Annotated in this window: 15 protein-coding genes, 3 tRNA genes and 1 pseudogene; 6 read left to right on the top strand and 13 right to left on the bottom strand. The window is 58.6% G+C overall.

The features are described 5' to 3' along the window. The first annotated feature begins 664 nt into the window (after window positions 1-664). The 3 genes from GC165_01940 (at window position 665) to GC165_01950 (ending at window position 3582) form a co-directional block, all read left to right on the top strand. Window positions 665-1882, top strand: a complete 1218-nt coding sequence (locus GC165_01940) for an RNA polymerase subunit sigma-24 (protein MBI1331622.1) — start codon at window positions 665-667, stop codon at window positions 1880-1882. A 78-nt stretch (window positions 1883-1960) separates the two neighbouring features. Then, window positions 1961-2317, top strand: a complete 357-nt coding sequence (locus GC165_01945; protein MBI1331623.1) for a hypothetical protein — start codon at window positions 1961-1963, stop codon at window positions 2315-2317. Between the two features lie 278 nt (window positions 2318-2595). Next, window positions 2596-3582, top strand: coding sequence for a hypothetical protein (locus GC165_01950; protein MBI1331624.1), 987 nt, complete (start codon window positions 2596-2598; stop codon window positions 3580-3582). A 222-nt stretch (window positions 3583-3804) separates the two neighbouring features. Here GC165_01950 and GC165_01955 read toward each other — a convergent pair. From GC165_01955 to GC165_01985, 7 genes and pseudogenes are all read right to left on the bottom strand, one after another. After that, window positions 3805-3880 (bottom strand) — tRNA-Arg (locus tag GC165_01955). A gap of 13 nt (window positions 3881-3893) precedes the next feature. Next, entirely contained in the window at window positions 3894-4364 is a 471-nt protein-coding gene (locus GC165_01960) for a hypothetical protein (GenBank protein ID MBI1331625.1), read from the bottom strand. 43 nt (window positions 4365-4407) lie between these two features. After that, window positions 4408-5205 carry a hypothetical protein gene (locus tag GC165_01965; protein MBI1331626.1) on the bottom strand — a complete coding sequence of 266 codons (798 nt, stop codon included), beginning with the start codon at window positions 5203-5205 and terminating at the stop codon, window positions 4408-4410. Further along, entirely contained in the window at window positions 5202-6206 is a 1005-nt protein-coding gene (locus GC165_01970) for a hypothetical protein (protein ID MBI1331627.1), read from the bottom strand. Before GC165_01970 ends, GC165_01965 begins: the two co-directional genes overlap by 4 nt. 77 nt (window positions 6207-6283) lie before the next feature. Next, window positions 6284-6487, bottom strand: coding sequence for a hypothetical protein (locus tag GC165_01975; protein ID MBI1331628.1), 204 nt, complete (start codon window positions 6485-6487; stop codon window positions 6284-6286). 665 nt (window positions 6488-7152) lie between these two features. After that, a pseudogene (locus GC165_01980) lies at window positions 7153-7329 on the bottom strand (prepilin-type N-terminal cleavage/methylation domain-containing protein). Between the two features lie 298 nt (window positions 7330-7627). After that, a tRNA-His gene (locus GC165_01985) sits at window positions 7628-7703 on the bottom strand. A 40-nt stretch (window positions 7704-7743) separates the two neighbouring features. On the opposite strand from GC165_01985, the gene GC165_01990 reads away from it, so the two are divergent. Then, the gene (locus GC165_01990; protein MBI1331629.1) at window positions 7744-8373 is read left to right on the top strand and encodes a hypothetical protein; all 630 of its coding nucleotides are present in this window, start codon (window positions 7744-7746) and stop codon (window positions 8371-8373) included. A 181-nt stretch (window positions 8374-8554) separates the two neighbouring features. Here the strand turns inward: GC165_01990 and ispE are convergent, their stop codons facing one another. Genes ispE through gatC form a run of 4 tightly spaced genes read right to left on the bottom strand, consistent with a single transcriptional unit; the run spans window position 8555 to window position 12019 of the window. Then, complete coding sequence (ispE, locus tag GC165_01995) at window positions 8555-9337, bottom strand: 4-(cytidine 5'-diphospho)-2-C-methyl-D-erythritol kinase (GenBank protein ID MBI1331630.1); 783 nt, start codon at window positions 9335-9337, stop codon at window positions 8555-8557. Window positions 9338-9340: 3 nt separating this feature from the next. Beyond that, the gene (locus GC165_02000) at window positions 9341-10261 is read right to left on the bottom strand and encodes a hypothetical protein (GenBank protein MBI1331631.1); all 921 of its coding nucleotides are present in this window, start codon (window positions 10259-10261) and stop codon (window positions 9341-9343) included. Window positions 10262-10270: 9 nt separating this feature from the next. Continuing rightward, window positions 10271-11722, bottom strand: coding sequence for an Asp-tRNA(Asn)/Glu-tRNA(Gln) amidotransferase subunit GatA (gene gatA, locus GC165_02005; protein MBI1331632.1), 1452 nt, complete (start codon window positions 11720-11722; stop codon window positions 10271-10273). Window positions 11723-11728: 6 nt separating this feature from the next. Next, on the bottom strand, window positions 11729-12019 hold the full coding sequence (gene gatC / locus GC165_02010) for an Asp-tRNA(Asn)/Glu-tRNA(Gln) amidotransferase subunit GatC (GenBank protein ID MBI1331633.1): 291 nt from the start codon (window positions 12017-12019) through the stop codon (window positions 11729-11731). A 39-nt stretch (window positions 12020-12058) separates the two neighbouring features. On the opposite strand from gatC, the gene GC165_02015 reads away from it, so the two are divergent. Both GC165_02015 and GC165_02020 read left to right on the top strand, forming a co-directional pair. After that, window positions 12059-14098 (top strand): hypothetical protein, encoded by a 2040-nt coding sequence (locus GC165_02015; protein ID MBI1331634.1) that lies wholly within the window; start codon window positions 12059-12061, stop codon window positions 14096-14098. A 25-nt stretch (window positions 14099-14123) separates the two neighbouring features. Then, a tRNA-Ser gene (locus tag GC165_02020) sits at window positions 14124-14211 on the top strand. A 1-nt stretch (window position 14212) separates the two neighbouring features. On the opposite strand, the gene GC165_02025 is transcribed toward GC165_02020, so the two are convergent. Next, on the bottom strand, window positions 14213-14899 hold the full coding sequence (locus GC165_02025) for a DUF479 domain-containing protein (protein ID MBI1331635.1): 687 nt from the start codon (window positions 14897-14899) through the stop codon (window positions 14213-14215). After that, entirely contained in the window at window positions 14785-15894 is a 1110-nt protein-coding gene (gene pheA, locus GC165_02030) for a prephenate dehydratase (protein ID MBI1331636.1), read from the bottom strand. The genes GC165_02025 and pheA overlap by 115 nt, the downstream gene beginning before the upstream one ends. Window positions 15895-15915 lie beyond the last annotated feature (21 nt).

Genomic DNA, 15915 nt, shown 5'->3' on the forward strand with positions numbered 1-15915 from the left:
CGGACGACGAGCATCCCGCTGCCACGAGGGCAAGCAGGGCGAAAAGCCCGAGAAGGGCGAGCGATTTCGTTTTCATTGGTTTCATTGCTTTCTCCGTTTGGCTCGCTTGGCGAGCCGGTACGCGATCATTCGGCGTCAAAAGCGTTCGCTGCGTCGGCGGAGTGGCTTCTGTAAGGTTAATGTTACCCACGGTGGTTTCGTTCCAATTTTTTGCGGTGGTTTATGGGGCGTTTGGTTCTTGGTCGGTGAAGGGCCTAGCCAGGTGCGGCGCTAAGCACCTTCCTTCGGACAAGCCTTCGGCAGGGCTTTGCCCAGGTCGTCCCGAGGCTCGGGACTCCTGGGACTTTCGAAGTTGATAGGTCTTTCCTGGGGTGCAGGCACCCCAGGCTAATCTCCGCGAACCCTCCGGGATCGGTTTGGTCGTCAGCTACACCCGGCTGCAAATCGAAAGTTGGTTTTCCCACTTAGCCGTCGTCACTTCAGGCTTTCTTGGGTGAGAGGTCCCGATTCACTTCGTTCATTTCCCTCGCAAACTCGGCGAGAATTTCGCGCCGCTCGCCGCTCCCATTAGGCCGACTGGGCCACCAAGGCCTTTTCTTGGCGGGCGAGACAACTATTCCGGCATCCTGTGTTATGATGGCTGGCGGTGGATGAGCGCGAGGACATTCGGGGCCATATCGAGGCGTTGCATCGAACTCATGGGATCGTGGTGCGAGCGACGCTCATGCGGTTGTTGGGTGATTTGGATCTAGCGGACGATTGTTGCCAAGACGCGTTTGCCTCAGCGTTAGCGGTTTGGCCGGAGTCGGGCATTCCAGCCAAACCCCTGGCGTGGCTCGTCAAGGCGGGTCGGTACGCAGGCCTGAACACCTTTCGCAAGAATCAGCGGCAGGTGGCATTACCCGCCGAAGAGCTCGTCGCGTTCGGGGATGAACCGGATATCGAGATCATCGATGACGACGCTTTGCGGTTGATATTCATGTGCTGTCATCCCTCGCTCGGAGTGGAATCACAGATCGCGCTGACTTTGCGGGAGTGTTGCGGACTCTCGACGGAAGAGATCGCCCACGCGTTTCTGTGTCCGATGCCAACCTTGGCCCAGCGCATCGTGCGAGCGAAAGCTCAGTTGAAGGCGGGCGGGCACAGCCTGGAATTGCTCAACGACGAGGTGATTTCTGAGCGTCTACCGGGTGTGCTCCATGTGCTGTACCTTACGTTCAACGAGGGCTACTATGCGAGTTCCGGCTACTCGCTGGTTCGGGCCGACCTTGCGCGTGAGGCGATTCGACTGACTCGGCTCGTGGTTTCGTTGCTTCGAACGAGCGAAACGGTCGGTCTGCTTGCCTTGATGCTTGTTCAGGAGTCGCGTCGGTCGGCGCGGACCAACGCGGAGGGCGACATCATTCTGTTGGACGATCAGGATCGGCGACTTTGGAATCAGGCGATGGCGCGTGAAGGAATTCTGCTCTCGGATGAGGCGGTGGGATGTTCATCGCTCGGCTCGTATGCTCTTCAGTCGGCAATTGCGGCGGTCCATGCTCGCTCGCCGGAGTCCGATTCGACGGATTGGGGGCAGATTGTCGGTTACTATGACCAATTGCAGGCGTTGGGGTATTCACCGATCGTCGAGCTGAATCGGGCGGTGGCGGTCGCGTACCATGTGGGTCCCGAGCACGGCATCGAAATCATCGAGCGGATGTTGGCAGAGGGCGAACTTGCGCATTACGGCCTCGCGTATTCGGCTTTAGGCGGTTTGAAGGAGAAACTTGGCCAGTTGGCCGAAGCGGTGTTGGCCTACGAAGTGGCTCTGGCGAAGTCGAATCAGGATTCCGAACGGAAGTGGCTTCGGGAGAAAATCGAAAATTTGCAAAAATCCTTGTAGCGGGTGTCGAAAAGGGCGATGTTCGCGTGTCTAGGCTGTGTTGCTCCGGTGAGTAACGCAAAATGGAGAAAATAGATCATGCAATTTCTTTGCCTCGGATATCTCAACATGGACCAATTTGACAGCCTCGATGAGGACGTCAAAGGCGCGATTTTGGAAAAGTGCTTTGCCCAGTGTCGGCCTTTTCGCGCGACCGGAAAAGTCGTGACGGAAGAAGGGCTTCAGCATAAGAGCCTAGCCAAGACGATCCGCCCTCGTGGCGGCGCTCCGTTCGTGACGGATGGCCCTTTTTTGGAAGTGAAGGAGCAGTTGGGGAGCTTCTTCATCGTCGAAGCGGAGAACATCGACGAAGCGGTGAAGGTAGCGAGCCTGCACCCAGCGGCGTTGTTTGGCGAGGAGTACGGGTTCGGGATCGAGGTTCGACCAATTCAGTAGCGTCTTGGGGTGTTTGCTTGGGGAGCCGGGCCATCGATGAAAGCACCCCTCAGTCCGCGACGCGGCCAGCTCCCCATGAGGGGAGCGACTCCTTCAAATCCATCGTTGCTGGTGGCTGGATATGAAGGTGTGTCGGGGTTTGGAGGGGCGCCTTTCCCCTCTCCCGGCCTGGCGGCCGTACTCTCCCCAATTTTCGCTTCGCGAGAAATTGGAGAAAGAATTCGTCGTCCGTTTGCTCACTTGATCCAGATGGATCGAAATGCGAGTACATTTCCTTCATGTGTATTGCTGTGGGGTTGCTCGCGACATTGGGAGTGGCGAAGTCTTTTCAGGATGCCAAATCGAACACGCCGTTGGTTGTGTTCTTTTCCTCGCCAACAGTCAAGATCGACTATTCCGTCGCCTACAAATCTCTCGTGCCAACCTCGAAGGTAGGGGAGATGACAGAGATCAAGAACGGAGATTGCTTGGTCAGACTCGGATCCAATTTATATGCGTACTTTTCTAAGTCGGTGCCGAGTATACGGGAGGTGCGAGCAAGGCAGTTCTTCTACGGCCTCGTCGAGAAAAATGGACTTCAGATTCCGATCGGATTTTCGGAAATCCAAAAGTCAGAGTTCGCCGACGTTCTGGAGCCTTTTTGGTGGCAATACGCCGAATTCGGCCCGACGCAACGGTCCAAATTTTCGATCAATCTCAGTCTTGAAACGACGGTACGAGCTGGCTCGGACGTGAAGGTTGTAAACTTTGGACCCCACCAAACGGACTCGGAATCAGCCTCGGCTGAGCTGAAGGGGAACCCGATTGTCGCCAAGCGTACGAAGCAGGAGGCGCAGAAGTACCGCGCGGAGCACTCATTCTCGTACTCGGGAAACCCGTACACCGTGTGGGAGAACCAAAAGATTTCGCATGAAGTCGAATTCGGTCTCGTCAAGGACGCGAACGAACTCCTTCGGTCATTCCTGCGGGAGAAATTAAATGCGCTGGAGGCGGATTTTGACCGTTTCCTTTCGACCGATCCTAAGTTCTCCGACACGGTCGCCCGCCGAAGCGCTCGGTCGATGGACGACCTTGCAAAGGTCGCCCCAAGCGCGTTTCAGACAATGCTCTCGATCTTGGGCCAGTCGCCGGGCGTCGTCGGGGGCACAAGCGATAATGTCCGCTCGGAGCTTGGCAATGGGCAACTTACGCATCGATACGATGTTCATCTCATGTGCTTCGACGATCAGGGCCGAGAGTTGATGTTTTCTCTCACTAACTTGTAGCCTGAGCTTAGCCAAGTCGGAGGGTAGCCTTTTCCCCTCTCCCGGCCTATCGGCCGTACTCTCCCCAATTTTCGCTTCGCGAGAAATTGGAGAAAGAACCCGCGCTTTGTGGGTCAGAGACTGCTTTGGCGAGACAAGTCTCGCCGGTGAAAGCGCGAATAAATTCGCGCAGTCCACATGGGAATGTGTAACCTATGTGTCCGGTATGGACAATCCATAATTTGGCGGCCTCGGAGGGACTCGAACCCCCGACGCCCTCCTTAGGACGGAGGCGCTCTATCCTCTGAGCTACGAGGCCGGAAGGGTTCAGTTTACTTCAGAAACAGGAGCTTGAGCAGGAGGAAGAAGCCGAGCATCAGCGCCAGCATTCCGACCGGCGCGAGGATGAGAACCGGGAAGAAATCGCGCAATGGATGGTCGTCGTCCACGTAGAACATATCGCCCGGCTGGTACACACCCAGCGGGTCGTTGCCACGCCAATAGAGGTCCATTTTTCGGATCATGCCTTCGACGAACTCGTGCGAGAGGCGGTTCTTGCCGAAGTTCTTGATCAGGAATTCGTTGGTGGCGATCAGCGAGGTGAGGCCGGTGTCTTCCGGTCGGCGCTCGTTGAGGGTCCTGGCTACGAGCATCGGCATGAAGCCGTGGCCCTCGGAGAACTCGGCTACCGTCTGGGGTCGAGGGTCGTCCAAGGCGTGGAGGGCAAGGCGCTGGTAGATCCAGTTCACTTCGTCCGAATTCATTCGGACCGCGCCAATCTGGTCGTCGGCAGAGACGAGCATGATAACACTATAAACGAATTTCGGGACGGAAAAGGTTACAAACCTAATTCCACAGCTTCTGATAGTCTGCTTGGTCAGGTGTGCTGAAATTGGCGTCGCTCGTTTTCCAGCCCTGTCGCCAAAGAAGAGCGATGAGGAAGGAGAAAGCCAGACCCAGTACGAGACCAATCAAGCCGAATGCGACGGCGTCACCGCCATCGACCGAGACAGTTCGGGGCGTTTCCAACACGCTGTGGTAACGTTCGACCGACATAAGCGTGTGCCCGGTCAGCACGGTGCTGGCCCCCATGCCAACGCAGGCGGCTGACGCGCAAGTGATCAAGAGAGACGCCAGAAACGACTGATGGGCGGTCAGCTTCGGGTCGAGCCGAAGCCGTTGGAGGTAGCTGAGGTCCTTCTTTTGGTCGATTACTCGCAAGCGCGAAATGTGTTGGCCGATGACCCATAGGTGGCAGGTCATGCCGAGTTCGAGTTCGGGCAACTCCTCGCCGTCGGCGAGGTACGTTTCCTGTTGACCATTAGGAAACTGGACGAAGACGACGGCTCCTTCTCCCGGCTTCGGCGCAAAACTGATGATTTCGCAACCCGGCTTCATGGTCTCCAGCCAGTGAGGCTCCCACCCGCGCCAGATTCGCCATTCGATGAATGCGAGCACGAGTCCGATGGCGAGGCTGACGGCCATAGCGGCTTCGGCAAACACGATTGTGCCCGGAATATAGTCTTTGAAAAGCGGCTGGATATTGGTGGCGTGCTTGAGGTCGTTCCAGATGAGGGCGGAGGCGACGAAAAGCCAAACGCAAACGAAATTGAAGTAGAACAGAGGCGAGCGCGCCCGGCTCATCGCCTCGGGTTCCGGCTAGTGATGCCGTGGCGGAGGAATTCGACCAGTTGCTTCTTCTCTTGGTCAGTGAGGCCGAGCTTGGGCAGTTTGCCGTCGTCGCCGCCGCGGTCGTAGAAGTCGACGACTTCCTGAAGCGAGGCGAGCGTGCCGTTGTGCATGTAGGGGGCCGACTTTCCGATACCGCGCAGCGACGGAATCTTGAACGCCCGCATCATGTCTTTGTCTTTCTTATCCACCTCGCCGCGCCCTGCGTCGGGGTCGAGCACGGGTGATTGGTACAGGCCGGTGTTCTTGTAGGGCACGCCGTCGTCGGTCATGGCATTCGAGAAATTCGGTCCGCCGTGGCAGGTGACGCAGTGGCCTTTGGTTTGGAAAATCTCAAGTCCGGCGATGGCGTCGGCGGACATCGCCTGCTTATCGCCCTTCAGCCAGCGGTCATAGGGCGTGTCGTTTTCGGTGATGGTGCGCTCGAACGTCGCCAGAGCTTTGGCGATGCGATCGACGGTGATTTCGGGCGTGCCAAACGCTTTTTCGAACTCGGGTCCGTAACCGGCCTTGGTCAAGCGGCCGGGCAGTTCCTTCAGGTCCATGCCCATTTCCTTCTTCTGCTGGATAGGGAAAAGGCACTGCTCCTCGAGGGTCGTGGCGCGGCCATCCCAGAAAAGATGGGTGGCGTAGCCGACGTTGAATAGGCTCGGCGAGTGGCGGTTGAGGGCCTCTTTGGTGTCGCCGATGGAGATGGTGCGGCCGTCGCCCCAGCCCCGGTTGGGGTCGTGGCACCAGGTGCAGGGCGTGGCTCCGGTCTTGCTGAGCTTGCCTTCGGAGAAGAGCTGGCGACCGAGTTCGGCCTTTTCGGCCGAGTATGGATTGTCCTTGGGGAACGGAACCTCGCCGGGTGTGCCGAGGGCGAATTCGTCGGCGCGACGATCGGACAAGACGCCGCCCGCGAACGCAAACAGCGCCAGCGAAACCGCAATCCATCGAACCCCGTTGATGGCCATGACTGTCTTCCAGTGTAGCCGAGATCGTTGGCAGGAACAAGAGCCCCTCGCCGTGGCGGGCGAGGGACCATCGTCGGCTAGCGGCTTTCGCCGATGTTCTTTTCCCCCATATTTCGGGTGGTTTCTTCGGACATGTTGCGTGCTTGCTGGTCGGTGACGTTGCCCTTGGCTTTGACGGTCGGAGCGTTGAGATGCATAGCCTCGGCGTTGCCTTCGTCGCCCGAGCCGCAACCGACTACGGCGCAGGCCAGCAAACCGAGAAGGACTAGTCGCCTGACCAAGACTTACCCCAGAACTTGTCAATGTCCTTGTCGATACGCTTTTGGCAGTACTGCGCGGTGGTCGAGGCCTCGGTCAGGGCCGGGTTCGTGGAGGAGTATCCGACGAACTTTTCGCGACCGAACTTGCCGGCGTGGCCATCGGCGTAGGCACCGCTGAAGCGGGTACCCCATCGTCGTCGGGCATCCCAGTTGAGGGCATACCAGCTAAAGCCATCGACATACTGATCGATGTACGGCCAACCGGCTTCCCATGAGCGGAAGTACATCCACGAGAACGGGAGGGTTCCGTATTGGGTCGGAGCGATCATGATTCGGTCGGCGACACCGTCAATCGACGTGAGCGAGCGGATGTATTGGAATTCGCTCGGTGCGGCGCAGGTGCCGGAGCCGCCGTACGAGAATCCGCTGGAGTTGAGGCTGAGGTTGGTGACCCACTGCCACGTGTAGTAGTAGGCTCCGCCGCCGGTGCAGGTGTCGTAGTACTTGTCGCAGTAGTACGGCACGCCGCCGATGTTGGCGTCTTCTTCTGGCTCGCCAGTGGTCGGGTCGAAGAAGATTGGCCGGTTCTTGACGTAGGGCGTCACGCGTCCGACCCAGGTGTTGGTGTTGTGGTACTGGTTGGGGTCGGTTGGGGTTCCCGAGCCGTAGTGCGGCACAGCCATGTCGTCGAAGTCGGTTGCATACATGAGGACGCCGAGGGCGGTCTGCTTCATGTTTGAAAGGGACGAGGTCTTCTTGGCGGCAACCTTCGCCTGGGCGAAGACTGGGAAGAGGATTGCGGCTAGGATTGCGATGATCGCGATGACCACCAAGAGTTCGATGAGCGTAAAGGCTTTCTTCATGATGTCGCCCCTATCGTCTCACACGAATGCTATCTGGGGGTTAGGGCGAGGGCGTGCTTCGCAAACCAAGGGCTCGCTTCGCTAGGGCTAGGATGGGTGATAGAATCACGCTATGTCGCCAACGGGTCGCAGTATCTTGGTCCTTGCTGTGGGCTCGCCACTTTGTGTAGTGATCCGTGAATTGGTAGAACCTCACCTTCCGCACGGAATCTTGCGAAACTTATTATTTGGGCTCTTAGTGGGAGGCTTAGCTGGAGGTGCGATTTTGGTTAGGGGACCAAGGCGCAACCGAAAGAAATGGGGCGGATGATGGGTCTCGAACCCACGGCCTTCTGAGCCACAGTCAGACGCTCTAACCCCTGAGCTACACCCGCCGCGCGATGCTAAATAATACCCGAATCCGTCTGTATGATCATGCGGTTTTCTGCCTTGGTGGCGGTCGGGGTTGGCGCGGTGGCGCTTTTCGGATTTCGGGGCGGTGGCGGTGACTCGGAACGGGTGGCCGACGCCAAGGCTCACTTAGCCTCGCTGGGGCGACTTTCAAAGCCCATTTGGGAGCAGATGCAGGGCAAGCACACGTGGGTTTTCGGCGCGCCATCGAAGGTCAAATTGGTCGGACTTTTGACGCCAAACGCGTCGGCGAACCTCAAGAATATGCTGTTCGGTGGTCCGAACAAGGATGCCGATATCCTCTGCAAGACGATCATGGTTCCGGACGACGCCAGCCCGACCTGGAATTTGGCCTCCAAACTGCGCATCGCCTATGCAATCGTCGATTCGTCTGGTTATCAGACTCCACCGATCGTGCTGAACTCGAAGAAGCAGGTCGCCGAGCCGAAAGTCGGCGATTTCGATGCGGCATGGAAGGCGTTGCCCGCCGATATCCAGAAGCAGGCCACAGACGAGTTCGAGTTGTATCGGGAACTGGCGAAGCACGTGAAGACAGACACGTATTTTGTGGAACTGCCGGATGGATCGGTGGTGGAAGTTGGGCATCCGTTCAACGTCGAAAAGGTCTGGAACGAGTACCTGATGAGCCGGTAGATCTTGCTATATGCCACGTGATGAATGGCTTCGCCGGGTCGCTTCGCTCCTTGGACTTTTAACTGGGCAGTCCACCCAGGGGTCTTCGCTTCGCTACGACACCCTGGCAACCCGATGTGATCCTGGCGGATCGTCGTTTTTATGTTCGTCGTGCCGAAGCGTTGCTCAGGGGCGAGCAGGTTTAGAGGGAGTGGACGGCGACGGCGAACGGCGCTTCGTCCTTCATTTTCGCTTCGGCTTTCTTGGCTGAATCCTCGTCGGCAAATCGTCCAAAGACGGCTGAGCCGGAGCCGGTGAGACCGGCATCTTTTGCGCCATGAACTTGCAGGCGCTCGATCAGGTCGAGCGAGCCACAGGGGGCGACCCGTTCGAAGTCGTTGTAGAGAATGTCGTCGTCAGGAAAAGCGCGCCATTCGTACGGCTTTTCGTCGAGGCGTTGGTAGGCGCTCTTGGTGTTACAGAGGTCGCTGGGCTGGGCAATGACGTACCATTCGGGTGGATTCGGGGAAGGGAGAGGCGTCAGCTTTTCGCCATAACCTTCACCGCGGGCACGGCCGCCGAGGAGGAAGAACGGAACGTCGGCGCCGATAGACTTCGCGATGGCTTTGCGCTCATGTTCGGGCATCGGGGCGGACATGAGTTGTTTCGCCGCGCGGATGATTCCGGCCGCGTCACTACTGCCGCCGCCGAGGCCGGCTTCGCTAGGGATTCGCTTCACGAGCCGAACGTGGATGGGCGGAAAATCGGCGACTTCCATCATCAGCCGGGCGGCTTTGGTAACGGTGTTTTCGGCAGGGATGCTCGGGTCATCGCACTCGAAGCCAAGTTCCTTGGCGGGTTCGATGTGCAGTTCGTCGTACAGACTCACGGCCTGAAAAATCGTCCGAAGCGGATGATAGCCGCGGTGGTCGATCGGCCCGACGCTCAGGAAGAGGTTGAGTTTGGCAGGACACCGAATTAGCAAGGGCTACAGCGTACCTTCCACGTTTCGGTGCTCGCTCTCACCCTCGGAGTCGGCTGGATTTCCGAAGTTGGTGAGGCTTCCAAAGTTGCGACCATCGTCGCGATAGAGGGCTTCGGAAGGTGGTGGCTCGGGCGGAGTGTTGGGATCGTAAGAGTTCGGGAGCGGCGGGATCACGGCGACGGTTTTGGGATAGTGAGAGAGGTCGAGTTCATCGAGTGCCTGGTCGATGGCGCTTAGTTGGGCGCGAGCCTCGGCCAAGACGGATAGGAACTCTTCGGAACTCATCGCCGGGTCCTTGCCGACAAGCCGGTAGCCAAGCATCTTGACCCGAAGGTTATCGAGGGTGGTCATGAAGACGGTGGCCTGGGCCTCCGTGCGCTGGATGCCCGCCATCAGTTCGTTGTAGTGGCTCCGGTACTCGCCCAGGTTCTTTTCGGCGATGCGGTAGAGCTCTTGCGCTTGCGGGTCGGTGGGCTTGAACATCGGCACCCCAGGGCGGATGCGATCGACGCCTTCGGACTGCAGAACCTCTTCGAAAAGAATATCGGCGCGGCGAAGCGCATTGTAGATCGTCATCGCGAGGCCCCGGATGGTTTCGGGCAGTTCTTGGAACTGCGCGATGTCGGCCCGACGGAGCTTTTTGGTGCCTTCTTCGAAGCTCTCGAACCGCTCGCGACAGCCGTTCCAAAGGGTCGAAAAGCGAGAATTGATGAACCGCTTGTTCAGCGCCGACTTCCGGGCCGAATTGAGATGGACCGCTAGGCTGATTCCGAAGGCGAGCAAGAGGTAGGCCGGGCTCCCGGCGGCGAGGGCGATCGGCCAGCAGATCAGCAGGAACAGCAGATGGAGGACGATCCGGCTGGATCGCAGGAATTCGCGCCAAAAGATTCGCTCATCGGCTTTTCGAATCTCCTCGCTGATCATTGTCTAACTTTACGGGATCGGAGGGCGTTTTCGTTGTGTTTCGAAGACTCTTTCTACGGCAAACGCGGCCTGGAGGACCCGTTCGTCGCCCATGTGCGGACCCATGAGCTGAATTCCGACCGGCATATCGTGGGCGAATCCGGCCTGGAGCGAGATGGCGGGGAAGCCGCCCATGTTTGCGGGGATCGTGCAGTAGTCGAGCAACTTCATCTGCATCGGATCCTTGCTGAGCGAGCCGATTTCGAACGCCGTGACCGGGGCCGTTGGGGAGATGACCAGGTCGAACTCGCGGAAGGCTTCGTTGAACTGGTGGGTCATGACGGTGCGGACCTGCTGGGCACGCAGATAGAAGGCGTCGTAGTAGCCAGCGCTGAGGGCGTAGGTTCCGATCATGATTCGCGCCTTGACTTCGTGGCCGAATCCTTCGGCGCGGGTCTTGGCGACGACGTCGATGTGGCCCTGACCCTGCGACCGCGGTCCGTAGCGGACCCCGTCGAACCGGGCGAGGTTTGAGCTGGCTTCTGCCGGTGCGATGATGTAATACGTGGTGACGCCGAGGGGGATGGTCGGAATCGAAATCTCGGTGATTTCGGCTCCCTCGCGGCGAAGAGCGTCGAGCGCTTCTTCGGTCGCCTTGCGAACTTCGGGATCGGTGTCGTCGCCATACATTTCCTTCGGGAAAGCGAGCTTCAGACCTTTCAGCGAGCCGGACTTGAGGTCGGAGATATCGATGGCGTCGGCGGGAATCGAAGTCGAATCGTAGCCGCAGTGGCCGGTGATGACGTTGGCCAAGAGCGCGGCGTCTTCGACGGACTTTGCCAGCGGGCCGATCTGGTCGAGGCTGGAGGCAAACGCGACCAAGCCGTATCGGCTACAGCGTCCGTAGGTCGGCTTGAAGCCGACGATGCCGCAGAAAGAAGCCGGGAGACGGATGGAACCGCCTGTGTCCGAGCCGAGGCTGAGCGGGGCCAAGTCGGCGGCAACCGCAGCAGCGGAGCCGCCCGATGAGCCGCCCGGCGTGCGAGCGGTATCCCACGGGTTCCGCGCCGGTTTGATGGCCGAGTTCTCGTTCGACGAGCCCATCGCGAACTCGTCGAGGTTGGTTTTGCCGAGCGTGACCACACCCGCCGCCTTCAGCTTCTGCACGACGGTGGCGTCATAGGGCGGTATGTAGCCCTTAAGAATCTTGGAGGCGCAGGTTGTCTCGATGCCTTCGGTGGAAATGTTGTCTTTGACGGCAACGGGAATGCCGGTCAGGGGTGCGGCGTTGCCGGAATCCAGTCGAGCTTGAGCTTCGCTGGCTTGGGCAAGCGCTTTTTCGGCATCGACGGCCAAAAACGCGCCGTACTTTGAATCTTCCGCGCCGATGCGGTCGAGAAATGCCTGCGTGACTTCGGTTGCGGAGACTTCTTTGGATCGTAGCTTCGCCGCGATCTCCGTCGCCGTGAGTTGGGTGATCATGAGCCCCTAGTCCTCGATAATCATCGGGACCAAGAAGAGTCCCGCTTTGCTAACCGGTGCATTCTTCAACGCTGATTCACGCTTCAACGACGGCCCCGCAACGTCTTCCGACCAAACGTTGGTCAGGTTGGACGCGTGGAGAATGGGTTCCATGTCCTTGACATCCAGCGATTGGATGTCGGCGAAGTGCCCGAGGAGGGCATTGAGCTCGGTCTGAAGGGACATTACTTCAGATTCATCAAGGTCGAGGCGTGCGAGTTTTGCGACGTGCCTGACTTCATCGAGCGAAATCGCCATAGAAGAAGAGTTTAGCACAAGCCCATAATGGGCTAAGGGATGAGAAAGCCGACATTCGGGGTCACGGCGGGGGCGGTGGTCGCGCTCAGCCTCGTGGGCGTGGCCAAAGTCTTCTATGAGCCGCTTTTGCCGTCGTCGCCGACGGAGTACTTGGTGACGGTTCCTTCGACTGACTCGGTCCCGGCTCCGATCGTGGAGATCAACTGGAAGCGGACCATCGACGATGGCCAAGCTGAGGCCAAGCGGCGCAAAGTCGGCATCCTGATCTTCTTTGTGGACCCGTCTAACTTTTACGCTAAGCAGTTGGAGCTCGACGTGTTTCGTGACCCAGAGGTGGCGCGTTTTGTCAACCGAAGCTTTTCGGCCGTCAAGGTCAATTTAGACCAGTACCCGGAGTGGTCGCAGGTGGTTCTGCCGGTGCAACGCCTGGGGCGCTACATCGAGCCAGGCGTCGAGTTGGTCGTCACCGATTCCGACGGACGGTTGATCGACCACTATAGCGTGGAGAACCCGTTCCAGTTTTTTGGGCCGGAGACGATGCTGCCGTTCCTCATCAACTCGCAAAAGCTGTTAGCGCAGGGATCGGTAGAACAGCCACTTCAGCAACAGCAGTCGAATGATCTTCAGGCATTAGCTCTGGCTTCGCCGGATCCGTTGCCAGCGTTTGACGAATTCAGCGATCGCTTGCAGAATGAGTACAAATTCCAAACGCCCTGGACGTTCATCGGCGGTTCGACGAAGTTTCGACCGGCGGCCATCCGGGCCCTCGCTAAGCTAGGACACCCGCGGATGTCGGAGGAGATTGTGCAGGCGCTGGCCCTTAGCCCGCTGTATGACGCGCTGGACGGAGGCTTCTTCCGAGAAGTGAGAACGTCACAATCCTCATCCTACGTGGACAGTAGCAAGTCGTCGTCGCAAAACGCGGCGAGCGCCGAGGTGATCGCCCAGATTGGTTGCCTTCAGCATAATGACGACCTGATTCGACTCGCCAAAGACATTGGCACCGAAGTCATAACGGAGTTCGCCGATCGAGACAGCATCTGTGCGTCGCGACTGAACGACGAAGGCGACGACTATCGCAGTCAGCGGTCGTCGATGAACCCCGCTCGATTGAACAGTCTGCTAACCGACGATGAACGGCGTTCCCTGGATCGGTTCGTGACCGAGGCGAAGAGCCCGGATCAGTACCTGATGTCGTTCAAAAGTCTTTCTGATCTGACCAACGCGGAGTTCGTCCGATTACGGCAAACGCTCCGCGAGAAGATGAATTTCGTTCCTTCTTTGTCCGAGCCGGACCACATCGCCATCGACGGCTACGTGGCGGCGCGGCTCTTCAACCTCTACCGCTATAGCGGCGACGAAAGGTACCTCAATCGCGCCGAAGTGTTGGCCCAGCAGGTGTATTCGGCGGCTAGCGATAGCGCCATTGCGCGCATCTACGGCAACCGCCACCTTGGCCCTGGTTGGCTTAGCACTTACTTGTCGGTGGCCGACTGCGGCGTGACGAACTTTGCCGCGACGGGCGAGGTCAACGCCCTCCGTATCGGCGAAGGGGCTCTGACGACTGCAATTAGCAAGTTCCGCGACCCTCAAACTGGATTGCTGTTCAACTTGCCCGACGATCCAACAAGCACATTTGGGCTCTCGCCCGCCTTTCCCGACCTAGCCGATCGCGGCCGGGAGTCGTTAACGGCCCAGGCCGTCCGCTTGTCCTATCAGTATTCTGTGATCGCCGAGGAGGACTCGTCGCGAGCCAAGTTCTTGGCTTTCTCGCAGAGCCTAATGGTGCGGCTTAACGCGGTGATGCGCCAGGCAAGCTCGGTGGCCGGAGGCTATTACGATGCGGCCTACGACGCCATCCGCAACCGCGCGTTGCTTGTCAGCGGACCCCAGCGCGTGCAGGATGCCAATGCGATGGCGAAGCGATTCCCGCTTGCCACTGTCTATCCGATCTCGGTAACGAACGGCGACCGAGAGACGCGCTATTTCTTGCGTGAAGGCTTGGTGCTGTCGGGGCCGTTTTCCGCCGCCGAGGTGGAGAAAAAACTGGCGGAAACCGGGCTACCCTACCCTGTCTAGGCGTTTTTGCGTCATAATCTCTCCCGGACAGGTCGCATAGTGGTCTAGTGCGCCGCACTCGAAATGCGGTGTGGGGCAACTCACCGTGGGTTCGAATCCCACCCTGTCCGCCACCTAACTTCCCTTCGTTTGGTCCACCAGTTGCGGCCAGAATTCCAAGAAATCCCGCTCGAAACCGGTGTAATCGTGCTTGAGGATTTGGAGCGCTCCGACCAAGTCAACGGTTCGATTCGTCCGCCATTCGATCCTCCGCTCCATGCGGCCCAGGTTCTTTTCTAGTCCCTCGAACTCGCCATATTGTCGCATCCATCCCTGCTCGATCATCCGGCGGGACACAGCCACGCATTCCTCGGGGAGCCCTGGATAGCTTTGTTCGATGTCTTGGTTGAGTCGGTCGACGTACGTGTTGAGGGGAATCTCTTTGCGCCAATGGAGCGTGAGGAAATGGTCGTAAAAAACGTCAACCAATGGGTTGGCGAATCGTTTGAATCCGGTTAGGCGATTGTGTGATCGTTGAACGATCGGATGGCTGTCTGTGAATCTGTCGATCCGCTGATGCAGTTCGACACCACGCTTGAGATCGGGGTCGAGGTGTTCGACCTGGTTGCGAGGGATGAAGTCGGCGACGACGTTGCCCACGCGAACCCTCTCGGAGTCTGGAGAGAGAACGGCGTGAGCGAGTAAGTTCACGAATTGATTTCGACCATCGGGTAACTGCCGAGGACAGTCGTCTCCAGCGCTTGCCCCTTCAGTCGATTGATTGCGGCAACCAGGTTGTCGTCGGTGCGGTGTCCGGCGCAGTCGGTGTAGAAGATGTATTCAAACGACGCGCGGGGGGCAGGGCGGCTCTCGATCATCATGAGGTTGACGCCGTGCTCGTACAGGGCTTCCAAGGCGCGGTAGAGTTCGCCTGGACGATTGCGCAAGTTAAACATCACGCTCGTCTTATCGCGACCCGTCTTGACCGGCTCGTTGTAGCCGATCACCAGGAACCGTGTTCGATTCTGGGGGTTGTCTGCGATGTGCTCCTGCAAGATCGGGATGCCGACCATTTCGGCACCGAGAACGTTAGCGATGGCGGCACCGTGCGGATCGTCGAGGGCGGTTTGGGCGGCCTTGGCCGTCGGCACGATCTCCACGATCTCGGCGGCGGGAATGTTCATCTTCAGCCAGCGTTTGCACTGCGCGCTCGGCTGGGGTCCGGCGTAGACCTTGCGGATGTCATCGAGACTGGAAGCCACGCTTACCAGATGATGGTCGATGGGGACGTAGGTTTCGGCGCAGATTTTGACGTTGGTCTGCGGGAACATGTCGAGGGTCTCGGGCACGACGCCTGCGACGGAGTTCTCGACCGGCACCACGCCGTAGTCGGCTTTGTTGTTTTCGACGGCCTTGAAGACGTCGGAAATGGAATCCTGAGCCGCCATTTCGGCGCTCCCTCCGAAGGTTTGGAGCGCGGCCATATTGGTAAAGGTTCCCGGCGGACCCCAGTAAGCCACGGTCAAGGGCTTCTCGGCGGCGATGGCGGCGGAAATAATCTCTCGGTAGATGGATTTGAGCTGTTTCGGCAACAGCGGTCCGCGATTAAGCTCGGCAAGCTTTTCGTAGACGGCTCGCTCTCGCTCGGGGGTAAAGAATGGTTTGCCGTCGCGTCCTTTCACTTTTCCGACCTCGATGGCGAGGTTGGTGCGTTGAGAAAGCAGTTCGACCAGTTGACGATCCACGGCGTCGATATCCGTTCGAATCTCGTCCAGCGATCTCAGATCTTGGCCGTCGGATTTACCATCACGTATCATGGGACTACTAGATTATGGAAA

The sequence above is a fragment of the Armatimonadota bacterium genome, from assembly GCA_016125185.1.
In the GTDB taxonomy this organism is placed as follows: Bacteria; Armatimonadota; Fimbriimonadia; order Fimbriimonadales; family Fimbriimonadaceae; genus Fimbriimonas.